General features: G+C 60.3%; 15 protein-coding genes. 8 read left to right on the forward strand and 7 right to left on the reverse strand.

Annotation, left to right across the window (positions count from 1 at the left end):
* The first annotated feature begins 149 nt into the window (after window positions 1-149).
* From NKH49_RS05915 to NKH49_RS05935, 5 genes are all read left to right on the forward strand, one after another.
* Window positions 150-449 carry a hypothetical protein gene (locus NKH49_RS05915; RefSeq protein WP_120017150.1) on the forward strand — a complete coding sequence of 100 codons (300 nt, stop codon included), beginning with the start codon at window positions 150-152 and terminating at the stop codon, window positions 447-449.
* Window positions 449-880: a type II toxin-antitoxin system VapC family toxin gene (locus NKH49_RS05920; protein WP_352925416.1), complete on the forward strand. Its 432-nt coding sequence runs from the start codon at window positions 449-451 to the stop codon at window positions 878-880. Before NKH49_RS05915 ends, NKH49_RS05920 begins: the two co-directional genes overlap by 1 nt.
* A 586-nt stretch (window positions 881-1466) precedes the next feature.
* On the forward strand, window positions 1467-2651 hold the full coding sequence (locus tag NKH49_RS05925; protein ID WP_352925418.1) for a tyrosine-type recombinase/integrase: 1185 nt from the start codon (window positions 1467-1469) through the stop codon (window positions 2649-2651).
* Between the two features lie 976 nt (window positions 2652-3627).
* Window positions 3628-3882 carry a hypothetical protein gene (locus tag NKH49_RS05930; protein WP_352925420.1) on the forward strand — a complete coding sequence of 85 codons (255 nt, stop codon included), beginning with the start codon at window positions 3628-3630 and terminating at the stop codon, window positions 3880-3882.
* 21 nt (window positions 3883-3903) lie between these two features.
* Window positions 3904-4989, forward strand: a complete 1086-nt coding sequence (locus tag NKH49_RS05935; RefSeq protein ID WP_352925422.1) for a hypothetical protein — start codon at window positions 3904-3906, stop codon at window positions 4987-4989.
* Between the two features lie 239 nt (window positions 4990-5228).
* Here the strand turns inward: NKH49_RS05935 and NKH49_RS05940 are convergent, their stop codons facing one another.
* From NKH49_RS05940 to NKH49_RS05970, 7 genes are all read right to left on the reverse strand, one after another.
* The gene (locus NKH49_RS05940) at window positions 5229-10754 is read right to left on the reverse strand and encodes a DEAD/DEAH box helicase (protein WP_352925424.1); all 5526 of its coding nucleotides are present in this window, start codon (window positions 10752-10754) and stop codon (window positions 5229-5231) included.
* Complete coding sequence (druD, locus tag NKH49_RS05945; RefSeq protein ID WP_352925426.1) at window positions 10751-11770, reverse strand: Druantia-type antiviral defence protein DruD; 1020 nt, start codon at window positions 11768-11770, stop codon at window positions 10751-10753. Before druD ends, NKH49_RS05940 begins: the two co-directional genes overlap by 4 nt.
* A 7-nt stretch (window positions 11771-11777) precedes the next feature.
* Window positions 11778-13679: a hypothetical protein gene (locus NKH49_RS05950; RefSeq protein ID WP_352925428.1), complete on the reverse strand. Its 1902-nt coding sequence runs from the start codon at window positions 13677-13679 to the stop codon at window positions 11778-11780.
* On the reverse strand, window positions 13676-14938 hold the full coding sequence (locus NKH49_RS05955) for a hypothetical protein (RefSeq protein ID WP_352925430.1): 1263 nt from the start codon (window positions 14936-14938) through the stop codon (window positions 13676-13678). The genes NKH49_RS05950 and NKH49_RS05955 overlap by 4 nt, the downstream gene beginning before the upstream one ends.
* Before the next feature lie 361 nt (window positions 14939-15299).
* Window positions 15300-16523 (reverse strand): Druantia anti-phage system protein DruA, encoded by a 1224-nt coding sequence (locus NKH49_RS05960; protein WP_352925431.1) that lies wholly within the window; start codon window positions 16521-16523, stop codon window positions 15300-15302.
* A 540-nt stretch (window positions 16524-17063) separates the two neighbouring features.
* Complete coding sequence (locus tag NKH49_RS05965) at window positions 17064-17927, reverse strand: ImmA/IrrE family metallo-endopeptidase (protein ID WP_352473670.1); 864 nt, start codon at window positions 17925-17927, stop codon at window positions 17064-17066.
* Window positions 17917-18303, reverse strand: coding sequence for a helix-turn-helix domain-containing protein (locus NKH49_RS05970; protein WP_352467833.1), 387 nt, complete (start codon window positions 18301-18303; stop codon window positions 17917-17919). The genes NKH49_RS05965 and NKH49_RS05970 overlap by 11 nt, the downstream gene beginning before the upstream one ends.
* Before the next feature lie 182 nt (window positions 18304-18485).
* Between NKH49_RS05970 and NKH49_RS05975 the strand changes: the two genes are divergently transcribed.
* The 3 genes from NKH49_RS05975 to NKH49_RS05985 are packed head-to-tail and all read left to right on the forward strand — an operon-like array spanning window position 18486 to window position 20507.
* Window positions 18486-18938, forward strand: coding sequence for a multiubiquitin domain-containing protein (locus tag NKH49_RS05975; RefSeq protein ID WP_352925433.1), 453 nt, complete (start codon window positions 18486-18488; stop codon window positions 18936-18938).
* On the forward strand, window positions 18916-20100 hold the full coding sequence (locus NKH49_RS05980) for a ThiF family adenylyltransferase (protein WP_352925435.1): 1185 nt from the start codon (window positions 18916-18918) through the stop codon (window positions 20098-20100). The genes NKH49_RS05975 and NKH49_RS05980 overlap by 23 nt, the downstream gene beginning before the upstream one ends.
* Window positions 20097-20507 carry a ubiquitination-like system serine protease family protein gene (locus tag NKH49_RS05985; RefSeq protein WP_352925437.1) on the forward strand — a complete coding sequence of 137 codons (411 nt, stop codon included), beginning with the start codon at window positions 20097-20099 and terminating at the stop codon, window positions 20505-20507. Before NKH49_RS05980 ends, NKH49_RS05985 begins: the two co-directional genes overlap by 4 nt.
* Window positions 20508-20848: the final 341 nt, after the last annotated feature.

Here is a 20848-nt window from a genome sequence, read left to right on the forward strand (position 1 = left end):
ACTAAGGGGTCAATCGGCATATGCCGATTGGTCAAACAAATATGCGGGCGACATCCATCCAAAAGGCCGGAACGACGCCGCAGCCCGATGGCTACGTCTTGCTAAACAAGGTTTTCCGGCTATATTACCGGGCATAGTCGGAGGTTTCAGTGGGCATCTCGCAAAAACGCGCCATCCAAAATTATCGATCTCGCCTTAGCGAGCGCGGCCTGACGCGCTTTGAGGTGCTTGGTCGTGATGTAGATCGCGACCTCATCCGCTCATTGGCTCGCCGGCTGGCAGAAGAAGGCCCCGATGCCTCGCGCCTTCGCGCGGCTGTCAGTCAGACCATCGCCGGCGAGCCGCCGAAGAAAGGTGGCATCCTTGCCGCGCTGCGCCGATCCCCGCTCGTCGGGGCCGATCTCGACCTTAGCCGTTCTCGCGAAGAAGGACGCAAGGTGGAGATTTGATGCGATATCTGCTTGATACGAACATCATCAGCAACATTACAAAACCAACCCCGTCCGAGCCCCTGCTCGCGTGGATGGCCGACCAAATGGACGATGATCTTTTCATCGCCTCGCTCACAGTCGCCGAAATTCGCCGCGGTGTGCTTGAGAAGCCCTCGGGAAAACGGCGGGACGAACTCGAAAAGTGGTTCTCGGGGCCGGACGGTCCGCAGATGCTTTTTTCGGGTCGGGTCCTATCGTTTGACGAGAAAGCCGGACTGATTTGGGCGCGGCTGATGGCCGACGGTAGGGCGAAAGGCCGCCCTCGAAGCGCACTCGACACGATCATTGCCGCCGTTGCTGAAGCCAACGACTGCGTCGTCGTGACCGACAACGAAAAAGACTTTTTCGACATCAAGATCGTCAACCCTATTAGGGACGGCGGCGCCTAGCAGGAAATAACTGCGGACACGAAGTCGGGTAGATTGTCGACCAACCCTCAGGCATGCGAAGCCGCTACGCCCGGAGCATGCCGGCACACGCCATGATAACGCCCTTGCTCGAGCGTAGTCAGAATCCCGATGTTCACCCTGTGCTCTGGCGAACCAGCAGCCCTCAAGCGGCACCCCTCGCCCGGGGGCGGCGGCCCCGCGTCCCGCCTGCGGCGTCGCCATGCTGACGCTCCTTCGGCGCCCGGTTAACCGGTCTCGAGGTCACGAACTTGCTCCGGCAACGAAATGGATTTGTCCGTTCTCACGGACATTTCATCGCCTCCGCTTTGTGCGCCCTTTTTTTAGAAAATTTCACGCGCAGTTTCGCGGACATTCTGGTGACACAAACCGGCAATGCCGGTCCGTCCAGTCCATCATCGGCGCAATGGCGAAGCGTTGAGATACGCTAATCTGCGATTTCCTTTCTTTTTCCACTACTTAGGCCTTCCCAATCACTTTTAGGCTTGTCTCGTTTCGTCCGATTTTGTACTGTTTTCACTGAAAGGTACAACAAATGTTGTACCGCCGACGGGGATGTTGTACCGATATGGGCACCATTGTGAAGCGCTCACGCAAGGACGGTTCTGTAGCATGGCTCGCACAGATTGTCATAAAGCGCAGCGGCAAGATCATGCTGCGTGAGAACAAGACCTTCGAGCGCCGATCAACCGCTTCCGCCTGGCTCAGCCAACGGGAAGAGCATCTTGGAGAGCCCGAGGCCTTGGAATCTGCGCTGCAGACCAGGTCGAACGACAACCGGGTCCCGACCCTCGCGGACGCGATAGATCGGTACGTTCGCGAAAGCAATAAGAAGATCGGCCGCACGAAGACCCAGGTACTGAAGAGCATCAAGGACTTCGATATCGCCGACAAGTCGTGCGCCTCGATCACGAGCACCGACATAGTCGCCTTCGCGCGCGAAAAGCTGGAGACGGGCGTTCAGCCTCAGACCGTCTCCAACTATCTTTCCCATCTGGGCGCAATATTCGCCATAGCGCGTCCTGCCTGGAACTACCCGCTTGACCGGCAGGCCATGCAAGACGCCTCGATCGTTGCGGACAGGCTCGGGCTAATAACAAAAAGCCGAGAACGCGACCGCCGCCCAACGCTCGTCGAACTCGATAAGCTAATGGTGCATTTCAAGGACCGGTCATTCGCCTCGCCGTCCTCCATTCCGATGCATCGGATCATTGCCTTCGCCATCTTCTCAACCCGCCGGCAGGAGGAGATCATCCGGATCGCTTGGAAAGACCTCGACAAGGAAGGCCGGCGCGTACTCGTGCGCGATATGAAGAACCCGGGCCAGAAGATTGGGAACGATGTGTGGTGCGACCTGCAGGAGGAAGCTTTGGCGATAGTCGAAGCCATGCCCAAAGTTGCAGAACAAATCTTCCCGTACTCGACAGACGCCATCGGCGCGTCCTTCACGCGAGCCTGCAAGCTCCTAGGGATCGAGGACCTTCGTTTTCATGACTTGCGGCACGACGGCGTTTCGAGATTGTTCGAGCTTGGCCTTAACATCCCAAGGGTCGCCTCAAATTCCGGACACCGATCCTGGATATCTCTCAAGCGTTACACGCACTTGCGCCAAACAGGAGACAAGTACCACGGTTGGAAGTGGTTCGCAGAAGTGACGAAGAAGGACCCCACCTTGAAACTCGTGCGGCACGGCCAATTCCCACGCCGGCGGCGTTCCGACCGGAACATTGGTGGCGGTCAGCAACAGCGATGAAGGCCGATAGACGCCCAATCAGGCTCTGCTTGCGGCCTGACGCCATGTCGGCGACCCTGCCGAGCGAGACACCACCCTACGACTATTGTGGATCACGGTTGGTCACGCTTCGATCCAATTCCCGCTGAAATGATAGATTTGCAAGTTTGCCACCGTCGTACGACGGTGATAGATCGCAAATAGCCAGCGACCTCCGAGGGCGTGTCGGCGAGACATTCGCCCTTCCCTGCTCCACCATCGCGCCCTCGATTTCGCGTCATTGCACGCTTTGACGAACCTGCTGAGCGCCGGAGATATCGGCAATCGCCGCGCTAGCTGAAAACGATATGTTGCTGTCAGAAACGGCTCCACTGGCCCGCGACCGGGATGACTGAAATGGTGCCGAGAGCGGACTAGCAGCTTACAGTATGATGATGTCCAGACGCGGCCGTTCCGCTGTGGCCCATGAGTTGATGCCAAAAACTCATGGGCATGTCCGATAGAGTGAAAAATCGTATTTCACATTGACGCGCAGATTCGACATATGTGATCTAACGCCGACAGAGAGCGCACCTTTTCACGCGGGTGGGTCGCGATTCAACCATTTAAAACCAGGCACTTAGCCTTCTGCTCAGCTCTCCATATGCCACCATCTCGCCACTAAACCGATAATTACTTTTCGACTTTGGCGTCTCGAGCTGAGCGGCGGCCTCCGCCTCTTCACGGCGGAACAATGCTCTGCTCGAATGATCGAGGCAGGATTGTGAACCCATGAGGCTTTTGCGCCCGACGCATTTTTCGGGGGGTTGAAGGCTCCAGTCTCGAAAAGCGTTGCAGAGAAAGGACGAGGGACACAAAGCTAGCCTTCTTGGAGGACAAAGACCTAGTCACGAGAACATCAGGTCCGACGCTAGAAACCAGTACAGCTCAGAATGAAGCTGCGCGAACGACCAAATCACTGTATGAAATTTGGAAAAAGACAGGACGGAACCGCATCATGGCCTCTGCGACAGCGTCGGAATTCAAGAACGAAAGCGATCTCGTTTTCAGCGATATCTCCAGCGAAGCGTGGCGGGAATACCATTTTGAATCGGGTGCAAAAGTCCGGATCGATAACCCGCAGAGGCTCAACGTCAGCGAAAGCGGAGGCCACCGCATCTTCGACAGTCAAGGCTTATCCCACTACATTCCTAAGGGTTGGATCCACCTTATTTGGGAAACGAAGCCGGGGCAGCCGAATTTCGTGCGTTAGTCAGGCCAAAAGGCGGGCGCTATGATCGTGTTTCTGTCTTCGTCGGCCCGAGCCCGCTACGCTGATGATATTATCCGGATGCTGGCGCTTCCACGTGGCGGCCAGATGCAGTTCCGCTACGACGGTAAGTGGCTCGCAGGCGATGTTCGTAGCAGAGTCCCCCGCGAGCAACTCGCCGACGAGTACGCCTTAGTGTGTTTTGTAGCCGGCAGCGGTGATCCAATCCCCTATGAACTCATACCCATTCGCATTGCTCGCGTTATTCGGGCTGAGAGCGTCGGAACCTCTTACATTTTTACTCTTGCTGCCGATGCTTATGTCAGTGAAGCGACAACAGGTGAACTGCGCGCAGCAATCAGTCCTGCCTGTCGCGAGCGCTTGCCTAGCGCAGCCCAAGCGCCGAGTGAGATCTATTGCTTCTCCCTCGACTTTGAGTGGCGAGCGCACCTGCGTTTGACATTCGAAGCCTTTGAGGAGACTGCAAAGCAATTAAGCCGTCATAAAACGTTCGCGGCCGAGCAAAGCGCGTTCTTCGCTGTACGTCAGATCAGCAAGATCTCGGGCCGAAGCTGGTTTGGAACTTGGCCTCGGTCAAGTGCTGTCGAGCAGGGCGCTTTTCGACTTTCGACTGGCAAGCGCTACGAATGCGAGGTGTACTGCCTTAGGTTGTTCGAGCATCCCATCGACGCTGATGGTGCCCGGCCGACGCCAAAGGAACTTGCCTTGGTCGCTGAGGCAAATGACGATTCGATCCAGTTTGCATCTGCCAAACGCAGCGTCATCGATTCACGTTATGACTTGAAGCGCTACGTTTTTGCAGCCGAACCGGAGGTGATGAGGCGCGTTAGCGGTATCAGATTATTCCTTTCGGCAGAGGGCGACGGAGAAGATCGTGTACGCCAAGACATCTCGCTCCAGATGATCTTCGGCGGCTCGCTTGTCCTAGCTTCTATTCGAGCTGTTGCGATCGGTATCGCGACTGCCGGCCCAGGAATGATCGCCGCAAATGCTGTCGGGAAGCTTAGCTCCGGAGCTGCGGTCCTGATGATCGCGCTGGGCGCTTTGGCTGGCATATCCGCAATTTTTCCCTCCTTTCGAAAGCCCTGATCGAAAAGCCTTGGTCTGGCGCCTTCGACGAAAATGGCGCCAGCTCCCTCGAGGAGTCCAGAAACGTCAAGATGCCGAACAGCGTCCACGTGCACCGTCGGCCCGATGCCCTATCCGGACCTTCGTTCCACGAGAATGTCCCTAGTCTAGTTCCGCGGGCGCGAAGGCTGCAATGACGGCGATCGCCTTCCTCCGACCAACTTCCAGTCGCCGTCGCGAGCCTGCGATTACTCGCTGGCCTATTTCTCATAGAGGACGGCGTTGCGCACCATCTGATGTTCATCTGGCAGATTGCGACCCAGGACGAATTCGTTAAGGACGACTGAGGCCGTTGTTGGGGGTAGATTACTGAACGAGTGCCCTTGCCATTCCGGCGTAAGCAAAGCAGGGCGAAGCCCAACAGCGACTTGCTGGTTGGAGCTTGCAACGCCAAGTGGGACGGTGACTCCTTGTATTTCGACAGGCCCCGTACACGCAAAACCCTCCAATTCGAGCAGCCGTTGGAGATTTCGCAGCAAATTGGCCTGCGCGGCGGGTGACTTCTCCTTAGGCAGCGTGCCATCGAGCGCGTAGCGGAGCAGCTCGGCACCGAGGTTCCGGTCAAGACGTTCCTTGAGGTACTGGTTATGATAGTGCCGCAGGCAACTCTCGCATGACTGCTCGCAGCGGGCGGGGCACTCCTCCAATAACGTGAGGGTCTGCTGGAGGATTTCCTCAATGTTCCTTGCCGCGAGATCGGCGTAGCCGGCCCCACCAGACAAAGTATCGTAAAGGTAGACGTCCAGCAGCAGCGTGTCATCCTCCCGCTTCGGGACGATACGGAACCCAGCACCGAACTCGGAAGGATCGAGATCGATCTGTCGATGCCGGCTGGCTGCCAGGCGCAAGCCTTCGGCAACCGAGTACAGGGCGTCTTCGAGTATCCGTAACTGCAAGGGGTCGCCCGTTTCGGTGACAAGCGGCTGCCTCAGGCTGATACGCAGCAACAGCAAATCGGTGGAGAATACGTGGCCTAGGAACACGTTTTCATAGGTACCAGCACACTGATGCGCCGGCCTCGGCTTCCGGTATGAGAACTCAATCTTATAGGGTCGGCTGTGTGACAAGTGCGGCTGCTCGTCGACCGAGGCGCGTCCGCACTGGTTGCAGATCCAGAATCCGCTGCGACCGTCCGACGTCTCCTGTCCCTTGTTGACGGTCACCAACTGGCGGTCAGTGGTGACTACGTACATGAGGTTGCGGCCGACGGGTCGCAGGCTAGGCAGATCGTCCTTGCCCACCGGGACGGGAAACTGCGCGGCCGTCGCGTAGGTAATGTCCTGATCGCGATCGTCGTCCTTGAGCGCCCTGCCTTCCTCCGGCAGGAAGACCTGCGGCACCACCATGTGCGTGTGTCTCAGGTCGCTTTCGCACACCGGGCAACGCGCCCCACCCTGTGTCAGGTCATTCAAATCCGCGACAAAGCTGCAGTTCTCACAGTGCACCAGCGTGTGACGTTCCTTAAAGATCGCCTCTGCGCGATTCTCGACGTCGGGCAATGTGTTCGCGACCACCCCGCCGGAGCGATAGGTCGCCTTGTTGATAACAATCAAACGTCCGGGAGCATATTCGCTCAACGCCTTGCCAATGGACTGCTGGGGCCGTTCGACGACCTCCATCTTCCACTCGTTGTTGCGCGGAACCAACTGCTCCACAAGGAAACTCGATAGGTCCGTGGGGAAAGCATAGCTGGGCAGCAAACCCTTGGCGAATAGGAACTCAAGCAGTTCTTGATCAGCGACGGCCTCGCGCTCCGAACGCCGGTCCTCCTCCTCCTCGCCGCCTGCGGCAGCCTCACCTTCTGCTGCGGTTGCTGCTACCAGTTCAGCCCGGAAACGGGCGAGAGTCGCCAGCAAGGCTGCGGCCTCATCGCCGATCCAGGCGTCGATCGTCCGAGGGGCGACGCGGAGGTTGTCCGGCAGCCAGTTGCGAATTAGAGGGCGCAACTGGCCGGTTGGCGCAAGAAGCTCCTGACGCACCCACATATCGAAGCTTGCAATATCGAGCCCCGACATCGGCTCGCCGAGGAAAAAGTCCGTAGCCTTGCCAAGCGCCCGGAACAAGGCAGACGATCCCGCCCCGACGGACACATCGTGATGGTCCATGTAGTTATGGAAAAACGTTTGGAAGAGGTAGGCGACGATGTGGCGCCGCGCGATCTTTGGGTTGTCGACCTTGACGTCGGGATTGCGGGGATCGCCCGCGACGATCTGTTTCGGGTTGTTGTAATAGTAGCCGTCGTGAGGGCCATTCTGGGCATAGGTTAGCACGGTTGAAAGTGACGAGCCGCGACGTCCCGCCCGGCCGGCTCGCTGCTGGTAGTTCTCCCGCTGCGGCGGCACGTTGCGCAGGCCTACCGCAACCAGGGAGCCGATATCGACACCCACTTCCATGGTCGTGGTGCAGCTCAGCACGTCTATCGGCTTGTCGGACTTCGCGATACGGACGTCCTTGAAACGCAGTTCAAATTGTTCGGTGGTCGCGTGCACCCGCGCATTGTCGCGATTTGACAGCTGGGCGGTATGTTCCTCGACCGAAATGCTGCGCAGTTGCGCACCGCCTGTCAGCACACGCTCCACCGGCGCACGCCAAAAGCCCTTGCGTGCCCTGATATATTCGCTCTGGGAGGGCGTGACCGACTGGACGGATCCTGATCCACAAGCCGCGCAATGACCATGAACGGTCATCGGCAACAGCGCGGTGCAGTCGGCGCAGTGATGCCATGTCATGTCCAGGTCGATGTGAACGACTACCTTGGCGGGATCGATGAAGATCGCGCCGGTGGAGTCAGCCAGCCCCAGTTCGTTCGCGAGTTCCTTCTCGACCAAACCAAGGGTAGTCAGGTCGATCTGCAGGGCGGCGGCCAGCGCGGGCCGGATCGCCTTCGGAAATGTGCCGTTGCTGCCCCACGCGTTCCTCCAGCGGCCTGCCGCCGACCCGCGGACGTTGCCCTCGATGGTATGGTCAAAGGCATAGCCGTCCGCCACATGCATAAGCCACCCGGCGGCCAAGCCGGACATGTCTGCGGCGGGGAGCGTTGGAACCAACGGTGCAACCGCGCCAACAAGCTTCGAAAGCGCGCGCCGGGCCGGAAAGAGGCAACCCACCGTCGTGCCGGCCAGCGAGTAATATCGGCCGCACAGTTGCTTGAGGAGAGCCATCCTGTAGCGGCTGGGCGGCGGTCCAGGGTCGAAGTCGGCCAGCAATTCCTCGAGAGGTTGGTCTGCATGGTCCTTTTGGAGGCGTCTCACCTGGTCCTCGATTGTTTGCGCGTCCTCCCGGTCAAAGATTGGCAAATTGCTGTCGCTCAGAACCTTGAGCACGGCGATGTAAAGACTGCGGTCAGGCCGCGGTTCGCGACCCGCCTGGAGCAGTGCCCGTGTGGCCAGCGCCAGCACTTGCCGGAAAATGTCTTGCTCTACCTCCCGCGGAATATCGCGAGCCAACCGGGCCGCCTTCTGCCGGCCGTCCGAAAAGAGAAGCACCTTGCGACCGCCATTAGGGTACTCGCGGGTTTCGGTCCGCGAAGCCGGTTGGCTGTCCAACTGCGTCTTCACCAGGTTGGCGAACGGCGCCTCGCCCTTGGTGGCATGGTCCATGATCGTGGATGTCTCACTGCGCAGAGTTGGTTCGCCGCAGACACAGCAATTGCCAAACCTTACGCCATTCTTGACCCAGTCCTGGTTCTGGGAGGGCAGATAGACGCGGGTAAAGCCTTCTGCCGGCCGGTCGCCGCTGTAATTGAGACGGCCGCTCCGGATGTCGAGCCAGGCGGAAACGCAGTCGAGAAAGTTCGGGTTGGGCGGTTCCATCAGCACTTCCACTTCAACCAGCGGCGGCTGGCGGCCTTCACGGAACGGCCCTGACGGTGTGCTCCAGAGGAAATCAGGTTGCGGTCCATCGGCGTAGCCCCGCAAGTAGGCGGTACCGCACTCGCGGTGCGTCAGGAGCTCGAAGACCCGGCCGCCACACTGGCACTGCCGGCGGTGGTGGGTATGCAGCCTGCCGAGAATCCGGCCCGGTCCCTGATGGCGTGCATGGGCACAGTTCGGATCGACGCAGGCGAATAGCCCCGGCAGGCCGCGAAAGAACATGTGCAGGCGGGTGGGCAACAGGACGCGGTCGTCCGCTTTTCGGCGGGCAAAGGGAGCCAGCGCAAGCAGGGCCGCTAGAGCGCGAGTACCGTCGGGATGGTGCTCAAACAGTTGCTCCTGCAGGGCATCCAGCGCGAGGGCCTTGCCTGATACTAGCTCGATGAGCCTTTCGAGCACAGGAAAGCCAGTAAGCTTGGCAAACAGGTAGTCGGGCATGTCTTCGGCCGACGTCGGTTCCGACCAGCCCAACCCAGCGGCCAATGCGGCCACCGCGTCTCGCGCAGTCTCTGGATGGGTTGCGTATTGTTCGAAAGCAGCCAAATCAAAAACCGCGAGCAAGTCGGTCACGCGGTCGCTTGGCTGGCCGCTGCCGAGGCGCTGTTCGCGCGTACCGGTGACAACCGCGAACCCACGCCGCGATTGGCGCGGCAATCCAGTGAGATTGCGCGCGAACTCGTCGATCGCTGCCTCAGCCGCTATACCCTGCCCCAAGCTGGCGCTGGTCAAGATGAAGCGCACGCGTTCACGCGGCACATCAAGACGTGCGAGCAAACGTCTGATCAGCAGAGCAACCTCCGCACCGCCAGCGCCCCGATACATGTGCGCCTCGTCGAGCACCAGAATCAGCTCATTGGCGCTGTCAGCGTGCAGCCACTCCTTCGTCTGCTGGAAAATGGACCTCTCGATCGGCCGCATCAGCATGTATTCGAGCATCGAGTAGTTGGTGATAAGGATATCCGGGCATGCCCGCTGGGTTTCATCGCGAGTCATCATCTCGCGGTCGCCAGGCTGGGTGATGAGACGACGGTCCCAGTGACGATAGCGCCGGGGTGCACCGCCTTTTGGATTGGGCTTCAGTTCTTCGTGTTGCTTGCCATAGAACGCGGTCAGGTCCTTTGATGGCCATTGCCCAATCTTAGTGAGGCCTGACACTGTCTCGGGTGTCGCCATCAAGGGCAGATAAAAGTTGTCGAACAGCGGTTCGATACGCTCGCCGTCGCGCTTGGCCGAGCGCAGTCCTGGATAGGGCGATCGGCCGGTATAGCTGCCAAAGCGCACCGGCCGGGCGCGACCCGCCGAAACGATAGCCGATGCGATCTCGTCGCCGAACAGCCGGCGAATGCGTCCCAGTTGATCATTGACGAGAGCGTTCATCGGATAGAGCAGCAAGGCACGGCAGCCAGGCAGCGCCGCCGTGGCTGGCCGGTCGCGTGCCTCTTGGGTCAGTTGGCCGATGATCGGCATCAGAAAGCTCTCGGTCTTTCCAGAGCCGGTACCGGTGGCGACGATGAGATCGGAGCCGGCGAAATACCTCTCGAGGGCTTGTGCCTGATGGACGTAGGGCCGGGGAAACAAGCCGACTTTTGCCGCTGCAAGCTCCGCCAACACCCTTGCCACCGCTGGGGGCAGATCAAGTTGGTCATAGGGAGCCCCGAGTTCATAAACCGGAGTAGACTCAACAAATGGAGCCTGCGCGACCGCACCGTCCTCCTGCAGCAGCAGCCGTCGCTCTAGGATGAGTGGCTGGTTGCGCACGTGGTATTGCGCCTCAATGTAGCCGCGCAGGCTTGCGCCCAGCCGCCCGACCGTGGCGTGTACGCCGTGCTCGCTCTGCTCGACCCCGTTGCTCACAACACTCCCCCTCTCAGTTTTATCCCCAGCCGCCCAAGCGCATGTGTCACGAACGGCATGGCGCGGACCGGGAAGGCCATGGAACGGACTGACCGAGGGGTTGCGCCTTCACATTCCCACCCAAGCGCGAGAACGCGGGCCTCCTCCATGGGCAGATCCTTGGCCAGCGTAACCTGCACCAGATCATTGTCCCGCCTGGCATTTAATGTGCGTGTAGCGCGAAGCGCGTCATCGTAGGCAAAGCGGAACCGACGCGCGTGTCCATGGTCGACCGTAGTTGCACGCCGCAGTAGTAGCCCATCGGCCGTAGGCTCGAACTCTCCGAGACAGTACGGTCGGTTGTAGAGTGACGTTGGCTTTGCCTGCGCGCGGCACAGCCGCAAAGAGACACCGGCGAGTTCAACCTCACGGGCATTTATCCAGCGCGATCGCGACTGCTGCACCGCTTGGTCCGGAGCGTATACTTCGAGGTGGTCGGCTGGCATTGTCGCCTGCTGGAGACGTGGGCGATAGATCTTGAGCGCCTTGCCCATCCAGATGCCGATGGGTTCGGTGCGACCGAGCCAATCATCAAAGCTCTGCATGACCGTCTGCGTGACGCCGGCATTCGCATAGCGCATGACCCCTGCCGCGACAAAGCCGGCTGGCGGAAGAGCGCCAAGCAAGAAGGACACGCTATCCGATAGCGCAACTGAGCGCGGAGGTGTTGACTTCCAGTAGCCTCCAGGTGACCGCCAAAGGTCGCCCGTTTCCTCGAGCGCTTCCAACACCGTGTTGGCCAGCGGGCGCGCCTCGGCAGGCGCGATTAAGCCTCCAAGATTCCTTTCGATCATGTCGGTAAGGCGCCCTGTGAACACGCCTTGACCATCCCGTGCTCCGTCTGCGTCGCACGCAGCGTGCAGGTGCGCCGCAATCAGCGCGCGCCGAACCGATTCTGGGGGGCCTTGGATCGACAAGCCGACCATCGCATTCGCCAACACCTCGGAGGCGGAAAGGACACGCAGTGACAAGGCCATCTCGGTGCTACTCCCTCCTGATACCAGCAAGGTCGAGCAGGAGTTGGAGCCGGGTGTCTACATGGTCCTCGCTATCGATCCGCCCGCCATCGAGTTCCTCCTCGATGTCCTCCGGTGGCAAGCCAGTCATGCGCCATAACGGCCACACCCAGCCATAGGAGGTGGATTGCAGCGAGGTAGGCGCATTTGAAGTACGGAAAGCCTCAAGCGTGGACATGAAGGCGGTTGCAGTCCGTTCGATGCGCGGGTTGCGCAACGAACGATCCCGGCGCAAAAGCCTCAGCAACTCTTCCGTCTGGGCTTTGCCTTTGGAGAGTTGCATCGATAAGGCTTTGGGATCGAGCGACGCCAGCGCCCCTGCGGAGACAACGGCGTTTGCCTTGGGGAAAATGCTCCAGTCCAGCACATCCGCGTCGAACACCGGTCCCAATTGGAGATAGAGCGGCTGCTCTGGAAATGTCGAGACTCCGTCCGCCAGTGTTGCCACCACCAAGACGCTTGCGTTGCGGATCAGGTCCGCGATCGCATCGGCCAGCAGTTCGAAGGGTGCATTGTTGACGCGCTCCAGCACCAGTGCCCCGATCATGCCGTCCTGTTTGCCAAGTGCCGCCACCACATGGGTGTCGAGCGTCGCTGCATCGACAAAACCGACCGGCACCCGCGCCCGCACTATATGCTTCCCGGCGAGCGCCATTGCCGTCGCACGGGCCAGCTCGGTCGAGAATGATCCCTTGAGAAACAGCACCCTGCCGGTCACGGCAGCGGCGAGCACTTCGTCCGCAAAGACCGCGGCGCCCGGGGACTTAAGGCCAAGCGCAGCGTAGTTCGATGTCAGCAGGGCCGCAGCCTCTGTACCCGTGGCCAGGGCCTTGATCGGATCCGGTCGTTGCTCCAGCGGCACAACCCATAGCGGTGGGGTGGAGGCCACCGATGGTGCGTCGGTCTGCACCGGAGCCGGGCTGGCGTTCTGCCCCAGTTGCCCGACCCTTTCGGCGATGTCGGTAAGCTGTTGTTGAAGCTCGGCGGTATGCTTGCCCGCCCGGTCCTCGGTGTCACTCCAGAGCGCCTCGAGGTCGGCCACGCTACGTTCAACGGCCTTTAGGCGCCCGTCTGCCGTGGCGCTGACGCGCGCAACGGCCTCGCCATGGGTTTCCAATTCCTTTCGCACAGCCGCCAGTTCGGCAAGCACCGTTTCTAGTGCGTGCGTAGACGTGCCCTCTTCGACCACTGGGGCTGGCCGGGCTAGGAGACCGGTCACGGTCTCCGCCAATCGCGCTACCTCGCCTGACGACCTCTCAACGTCGCCCTGCAGTCTTTTCAACAGTTCCTCATAGCCCTGCATTCGCTTCGGGAGAATGGACAACTCCCGGTCTCTCTCTACCGCCACCAGCGGTTTGGCGCTGCTTACCAGCCGCTCAAGCGTATCGGTGGTTTCGAAGGGGCTAAATTGGAGAAGCCGAGTGATCGTCTCTGCAGCACAATTGTTGAGAAAGGACTGTTCATGCAGACTGCGGAACAGCGTTTCTATCTCCGCTTGCGGCTGGTCCGCGACCACCTGCGGATGGTCTTTTGCTGATGCATTCTCGATCGCGTCGAGCAACGCGGCGAGACCCTCGACATCCTTCAGGTACTGTGCCGCCCACGCCCGCCACAGATAGTAGTAGGCGTTGTCGGCACGCTCCTTGGCCTTGGGAGCGCCGCCCTTCTTGAGAAAGTGATGGAGAAGCGCCTGCTTGCGCTTCGGAAGGCTGGCGGCACTATCCTTGCGAAAGCCGTCAACACTAGGCAGCACACTCATCAGTTCCCGGCTGGTCTTGCTGGTTATTTCGTTGAAGAAGGCCAGCAGTTCGCGGTCACCAAGCGCGCGTAGCCGCTTGACAGCCTGCGGTGTGGGCGACGGCTGGGTCATGTTGCGTCCCTGTTTCCGCGAATACGGGTCAAGGCAAGACGGTGGTGAGCCTCAAGCCAACGCGGCGCAATCATGGCGCGCAATGCTGTCGAAAGCGCCTCGTCGGACTGCGACCTTGAAGCAATGCCCGCCTGCCCAGCGGCGGCGAGAAGCCAACGGGCATGCGCACGCGTGGCTGGTGGCAGGTGCCGGGTCGGCCCAGCCGTGGCCACCCGCATATCGAACCACCACGCGCCGTACGGACCCAAGTCTAATACCACGTCGCGTTTGGTGTCACGCAGGGCGTCTTGGAGTTCAGCGAGGGCTTCCGTCGCCACTGTCTCGGCTGCCGAATGGAGATCTGCGGCGGTGGTCGCGAAGACGTGCTGGGCCCAATCGACAGCCCCCGCCGACCGTGACCGAAGGCTTGGAACAAGTCCGCGGGGAACATTGAGGCCAGAAAGGTCGAGCGAGCCGGCCCGCACCTGCTCAAGTAGGGGCCGTGCATCGGCCGAGCTCGCCGAAACTGAGCGTGAACCAAAGGTCAGAAGAGCTCCCCTTGCAGCTCGCACAACAGGTCTGACCAGTACCTCTGGCAATGGCCACCCCTCGGCCTCCAGAACAGGCGGCTCGGCCGCCGGAAAGCCGCTGATTCGTATGAATTGCCATTGTCCCCGTGCGAGGGGTACGGACGCACTGTCATCACCGCTGCGTGCGAGGAGGCTTGCCTCACCGTGGCCATCGCCTGCACGGATCGCCAAGGTGAGTTCGCCCCTGGTGTCCAGGACAAGGCGCGCCGATGTGTCGATGAAGTGCATGGGCGGTGACACGACGCCCCACCGACGTTTGGCCTGCTGCACCGCCAAACCGGTAGCCCGCCTGATCCATTCTGCCAGCCCTTCGTCGGCCACCTGCGGAAGCGTGACCAGCAGGCAGCTCCACTGCTTCAGGTCGGCCAGACGGGTGACTGCGAGTTGCGGCGGCACACTCGTAACAGGCTCGGCACGCTGCACGAAATAATAGGTAGCGCCCCAGTCCAGGCCGGTTGCCAACGCCTGGCGGCTGCCTCTGCCGGCCGAAAAGACTGTGCTCCGCACGGAATCCAAACCGGGTATCCGCTCCTGTACGGCGATGCCAAAGGCGTTGTCCACGTCTCCGCTGACCCAAGCCGCGCGGAACGTCGGGGAGTCAGGGTTAACCGCGTAGGCCTGGGCTCCAACGTGCAGCCGGGCGCAGGCTACCTCGACCCGGAACCCGTCGCCACCACCGTCGAAGGTCAACCTGCCTCTCGGGGTAGGCGCACGCGGAATCTGCACCTCAAGGCCCCAACGGGCCGATACCCTGCCGACCGGCGGCTGCACATGCAGAGTAAGGGCAAGGGGCAACTGAGGTGTAGCTGGCTCTGGCCGCGCCTGCACGGCCGGCTCCGCCCCTGGCCCCTGCCATCCCTCGGACGCATGATAAAGGTAGCACTCCGGTCGCGCCGCTCCCGAGACGTGGGCAAAGTACGCATCGCGGTAGGTGCCTTGCCGGGGGCTAACACGCGCATCGCACACAGGACAGGAGTAGCGGCGGTACCGCTGCGCCAGCGGGGCCTCTACCTGCTGTCCGCTCGCAACGTCGATGGCGAAATACATCCCCTCAGCCCGTTCGACTGGCAGGTTGGGTAGGATGTTCCTTCAACTCGGCAAGGCTACCGGCAACGGCGCCGCTCACAAGCTCTGGCACGCGGTCTTTGCGCCAATTGCGATAAGCCGGCTCGCGGATGCCGCGCGGGGCCATCCAGCGGCTTACGGCTAGCGCCGATACCTCGGCGACGCTCAAAAGGTTGCCGTAGTCGGGATCGGCCCCGCTCCCACGGAGGATGTCGACCGTGTTGGCTGCCAGGCTGCACAGGAATACTTGCCGCTGAATGCCGTGTTTTAGGAGCGAGTCTTTGAAGCCCAGCCGCGTCAGCGCCGCCTTGATAGTGCGCAGCCGCCAGTTCGGTCCCTTGCCGTACGCGTGGTGATCGGCATAGTCGTGGCTGAGTTCCCGGAGATAGGCCCGCAGTTTCTCGAACAGGGCGTCCGTAATATGGAAGTGCCCCCAGCCGATGGTATAACCCACCGGCTGGAAGTACCGCGTGCCGCCCAGGGCCAATCGGTTATAGACCGATGAACGCCCCATCGATGAGCTGGTTGTGACCATCAGCAGGCTGGCGTGCTTGGCGGCTCCCGAAATGATGCCGACGGACTCGCCGTAAGTGTCCTTGAAGTCCCGCACCACTTCCTGCGTCCGCACGAGTGCAGCCACAGCCTTGCCGCCGAGCAGGAACGAGTACGGCGGCACAGCACCCAGCACATAAGCATCTAGCAGGTGCACCAGCCGCAGCGAACGGTCAGCGGAGTTCCAACCGATCAACTTGTCGCGTACCGACAGATTGAAAACAGGGTCGCCCAAAGCAATGATCCCCGCCAGACGGTCGTGACCCTCGTCCCACACTAAGTAGCGCAGGCGGCGGCCAAACCCCGCCGATACAGGTACGGACCAGGTTAGCGCGGCTAGCCGGAACAGGTCGGCATCCTTGGTATCGCTCCGCACTCGCCGAAGCGCCAACCTGATGTTGGCAGGTTCAATCTCGTCGCCGTCTGCAAAATGCGGCAGGAGTTCCTTGGCACACCGGGCAAGGAACGCTGTGTTCGCCTCAAGCTTGTCGCTACGCTGCTCCCCATGGAGCTGTCGCACCGCCTGCTTGTCTTGCCCCGGCGGCAACAGCAAGCCGTTCTTACCCTTCTTGAACCCAAGGCGCTTGAGGTGCTGGCGGACAGCGCGTTTCAGCTGCGCTTCCGGCGTCGGAAACTTAACTAGTATGCCCCTGGCCATCGGCACTTTTCCCCCAATCCCTCTGGTTGTTCCAGATTGTTGTTTGCATTCGACAATCAATCAACAGTCTAATCCCAACAACTGCTTTGAAGTCAGGCAGTCGCATAAAGCTGGGATTCGCGAGCGCTGTCGATCCTTCAATTCCAATCGCCAACGACACCGCCCCGGATTCTTCACGAGGCCCTCCATAACTCAAATGCGCGCCGGGTGCCTACTGCTGAGTTGCCGTCAAGCCTAGACTGTCAAGCAGTGCGCCTAAACAGCCTAATTTGCCGATTACATGAAAGTGGCGAGCCGAGGTGCCGGGGGCAACAATCGAGTGATGTGTAATGCCCGCCGGAATGAAGAAAAGTTCTCTAGTGCATTATTTGGGAATGACCGGATTGGGCCGTGACCCGACGGACCGCTTTTTCTCTCGAAAGAAAGATATCGGCCGCTCGATTGGGAGCGCAAAAAGTCTGGGAATGATCCTGCCCGGACGCTGAAAAGGTCTGCATATTGGGCGATCGATCCGCTGGCCTAGCAAACTCAGGTCTCCACCTATCGCCGCTTCCTGCCGCCCGGCCAGGGCAGATTGCCGTCAAGCTCACGGAGGCCGTAGGTCTGTTCCTCCCATTGCTTGCGCTCGAGACGCGCGGGCGGGGCGTCGTCCTCTTCGTACCACAGCAGCGTCATGGTCTGATCCCATTGACCAACATGCAAGACGTCTTCGAATAGGCCGCCATCGCGGTCCCAGTCTTCGAACCACTCATCGGCCTCCGCTTCTTCAGGCCCTGATGGCTTCTCGCCCGCTCGTGCTCGTGCGCTGTAGGAACCCTCGGGCAGGAGCGCCCCGGGCCTGACCCAGCCCTTTGCCTGACGTAGACTTGCCGAGCGGGCGCTGTAGCGAACCTTGCCGCCTTCGGAGACGACGAACGCGCAGAGATTTTTCGAGAAGGTTGCGAAACGCGAACCGGCCGCAAGAAGCGAGGCATCGAAATCATCGGCCAGCGTGCCGACGGCCGCCATGCCCATTTCCGACATGTCAACCTGCGGCTTGAAGAGCTTGTATGGTAGGAGTAGCTCGGCGGCGAAAATGTCGCAGAAAATCTCGCCTTGGGGCCGTTTGCTGAGACTCCAGCTTGGCTGGCTATGATCGGGGGCGATGTCTAAAACCGCGTGGGCAACCTCGTGGCAGACGGTAAACCTCTGACGCCTGTTGTTCTGATTGCAGTTCACGCAGATCTTATATTTGCCCTTGGGCGTCTTGAACGACCAGCCATCTTCGCCGTCGTTCAAGGCTTCCTTTTTGATCGTGCCGTCGATTGCTGCCGCATAGATATCGACTGAGACCGGCTGCGCAAGCGGCCCGCATTTGCTGATAAACGCCCGTGCAGATGAAACGACTGACAACTCATCCATCATCGTCTTCCATCATCATGCGCCTGATGCGCGCGAGCGAGGTCGCGTAATCCGCGCGCGTGCCGCGATTCACAACGGTGGAAAGCATCTGCAGCTCCTCGGCGCTGATACTCTGATCCTGACGGACAAATTCCAAGATATTCGGATTAACGTTCTCCTGGCGCGCGAGGTGGCGCAGAACTTCGCGATCGCGCTTTGAGGCTGACAGCGCAGTCGCTAGCTTGTCCAAAACGTCTTCGGATGGGGCTTCCTTTACGCCCGTTTCAAGCCGGTGAATGTAGGCGTGATCGACCTCGCTGCGCTGGCCAAGATCCCTTAGGCTCAGCTTTCTTTCTTCCCTTAGGCCTTTCAACCACACACCCAGTGCTGTTTCCGGCATTCGCCCTCCTTGACAAATTTTTTTCAATCGCTATTTGTTGTCTGTGTAGACAACAGGCTCTGATCTGATGTGAATTAGACCAGGGCTTTTTTCGAACCCCTTCTGTTGTCTGGCCGGACACCAAAATGCCACCGGTCGGGGCGAAACGCAAGCGCCGCCAGAGCCGGGAAAGGATATAAGTCATGCTGGACATTGCTGCGTCGCACATCGTGCGCATCCACATCAATCGAGTGGCGATCAATTCGCCCAACCCAACGACCGGTGAAGCGCTCTATGCGCTGGCCGACATTAAGCAGCACGAGAGGCTCTACCGCGAGGGGGCGGGCGACGAGGAAGATGAGCGCATTCCGCGCGATGACACGCCGATCCATCTGACGCAGGATCAGCATTTCTACAGCCAGAAGGTCTTCGACATTCTGGTTAATGGCGATGACCACGAGATCGACACCAAACAGATCACTTACGTCCGCGTGGTCGATCTCTATCTCGGGCAGGGCGGAAAGCCCTCGAACGAATATCTCGTCAAATACTCCCACGGTCCGGTCGAGAACCCGAGCGGCACGCTCGCACCGGGTCAGAAGGTCAAGGTGAAGGATGGAATGCGCTTTCGAGTTGCCGGAACTGGTGAATCATAACCCCTTCCTTCGTGATCTGGACGAGACGGGATACCTGATCGACTTCGTGGGCGGTTATTTCGTTATATACGGTCTGCCCTACCTCAACAGCGAGGCCGGCTTGCAGCACGGCGATTGGGCCTGCCCACTTGGTCTGACCGGCCCGGTCATCGGCCCCCCCGCCGATCACCAAGCCTGGTGGCGCGGCAGCCGACCCCACGACCAGCAGGGACGCGAGCTCAGGCTTGGCGGCGGCCCCAATCCCGTTGAGGTGACGCCTGATCTCGTCATGAGCTGCTCCTTCTCTTACAAGTTGATGGATGAGCAGGGCGCGCTGCGCGCGTACCAGTCGTTCGAGGAAAAGGTACAGACATACATCGATACGATCACGACGCCGGCGGTCAATGCTTATCCTCAGGCTACACCCCTACGTGGGATCGCCGTCAAGGCGGCCGCGCAGGGTTCGCCGCTGCGCTTTCCCGACACCATGTCCGCGCGCTATCACCTCAACGATCTCTCAGCGCTCCTGCGCGGCAAGAAGGTCGCCATCGTCGGCCTTGGCGGAACTGGCTCCTTCATTCTCGATTCAGTGGCTCGTACGCATCTTGAGCAGATTGCGCTGTTCGATGATGACAAGGTCCATCTCCACACGATCTTCAGATGGCCGGGCTTTATCCCCGGCGCCATCGGCAAGCTGAAAGTCGAGGCGCTTGCCATGCACTATGATCAATGGCATGCGGGCATTGTGCCGGTCGCCGAACGCATCACGGCCGACAATGTTATTCGCCTCCGCGAGTTCGATTTCGTCTTCGTCTCGGTTGATGAGGGTCCGGCGCGCCTGTTGATCGTGGACTGGCTGAGTGCGAACAACATTCCCTTTGTCGATTGCGGCATGGGCCTGAACCGCTCGGCCGTCGGGCTCAGCGGCTTCGTGCGCATTACGGGCACCGACCGTGCCGCCTTCGACAACAATCGGGGTACGGTGCGTCTGCCGGTCGAAAACGCGAAAGCTGACGAATATCGCAAGCAGGCGCAGATTCCTGAGCTTAATGCGCTGAATGCCAACATGGCCGTGATCCGGTTCAAGCAGCATTTCGGGCTGCTGGACCGGGAGAGTGATGCGACCTCGATAATCTTCGATACCGTGACCTTCGAAATGGACCGGGCGGAGGAGCCTAGATGAGATTTCGCTATGAAGCGGTCGAGCGCATGCCCAAGCCCTTGATGCGGGGCGTCGTCTATCACAGCGAGGAGTTCGAGATCGGGGCCCTGCTGTGCGCTTGCGGCTGTGGTCATCGTGTCTCGTTGCTGGTGCCCGACAGCCACCAGGTCACTGAACAAGGCGGTATGGCGACGGTGCGCCCTTCGATTGCCGTCTGCGATGCACCCTGCAATTCGCATTACTTCATTACGGCCGGCGAGGTTGAATGGCTGCGCGCCTTCGATCCAGCCACGTCACAAGCGGTGATGCGCGAGCAGATCGAACGCCACGCGCACGGCGACCCCGCGCGTCTGTCCTTCCTGAAGCGTGTGCTGTCTGCGCTGGGCCGTGTCTGGACCCGGTTCACTTCCTTTGGGCCGCCGCGGTAGCCCTCGTAACAGGCAGGCTGATCCCGGCCTGCCTGTTTTGGTCAGTAGGCGACAGACAAAGCGAGCACGGCCATGAGGCGCAAATGCCTCGATCTGTGGTTGATGAAGGCAAGCGCGACGGGCCGCAAGCGGCAGTTCTGGCCCTGCCAACCAATGCCCGCTTCCAACAAGAAGCCAACGTCCGGAAGTGGGCATGGTCGACTTCGAGGGCATCGCCAGCGATGTCTGCTTTTAAGAAGCTGTGAAGTGGACCTTTACGGCCGTCAAATGGGCGCTTTGTTGCCATCGCAATGAAGGTTACCGATGGGTCATAGAGCAGCCCGCAGCCGTTCTCGTTTCAG

This window comes from Mesorhizobium sp. M1088 (genome assembly GCF_040318575.1).
GTDB lineage: Bacteria > Pseudomonadota > Alphaproteobacteria > Rhizobiales > Rhizobiaceae > Mesorhizobium.

Coding starts and splice junctions, on each gene's coding strand:
- NKH49_RS05920 (WP_352925416.1), top strand. CDS start 449: ATGCGATATCTGCTTGATACGAACATCATCAGCAACATTACAAAACCA.
- NKH49_RS05925 (WP_352925418.1), top strand. CDS start 1,467: ATGGGCACCATTGTGAAGCGCTCACGCAAGGACGGTTCTGTAGCATGG.
- NKH49_RS05930 (WP_352925420.1), top strand. CDS start 3,628: ATGGCCTCTGCGACAGCGTCGGAATTCAAGAACGAAAGCGATCTCGTT.
- NKH49_RS05935 (WP_352925422.1), top strand. CDS start 3,904: ATGATCGTGTTTCTGTCTTCGTCGGCCCGAGCCCGCTACGCTGATGAT.
- druD (WP_352925426.1), bottom strand. CDS start 11,770: ATGGCCTTGTCACTGCGTGTCCTTTCCGCCTCCGAGGTGTTGGCGAAT.
- NKH49_RS05950 (WP_352925428.1), bottom strand. CDS start 13,679: ATGACCCAGCCGTCGCCCACACCGCAGGCTGTCAAGCGGCTACGCGCG.
- NKH49_RS05960 (WP_352925431.1), bottom strand. CDS start 16,523: ATGGCCAGGGGCATACTAGTTAAGTTTCCGACGCCGGAAGCGCAGCTG.
- NKH49_RS05965 (WP_352473670.1), bottom strand. CDS start 17,927: ATGATGGATGAGTTGTCAGTCGTTTCATCTGCACGGGCGTTTATCAGC.
- NKH49_RS05970 (WP_352467833.1), bottom strand. CDS start 18,303: ATGCCGGAAACAGCACTGGGTGTGTGGTTGAAAGGCCTAAGGGAAGAA.
- NKH49_RS05975 (WP_352925433.1), top strand. CDS start 18,486: ATGCTGGACATTGCTGCGTCGCACATCGTGCGCATCCACATCAATCGA.
- NKH49_RS05985 (WP_352925437.1), top strand. CDS start 20,097: ATGAGATTTCGCTATGAAGCGGTCGAGCGCATGCCCAAGCCCTTGATG.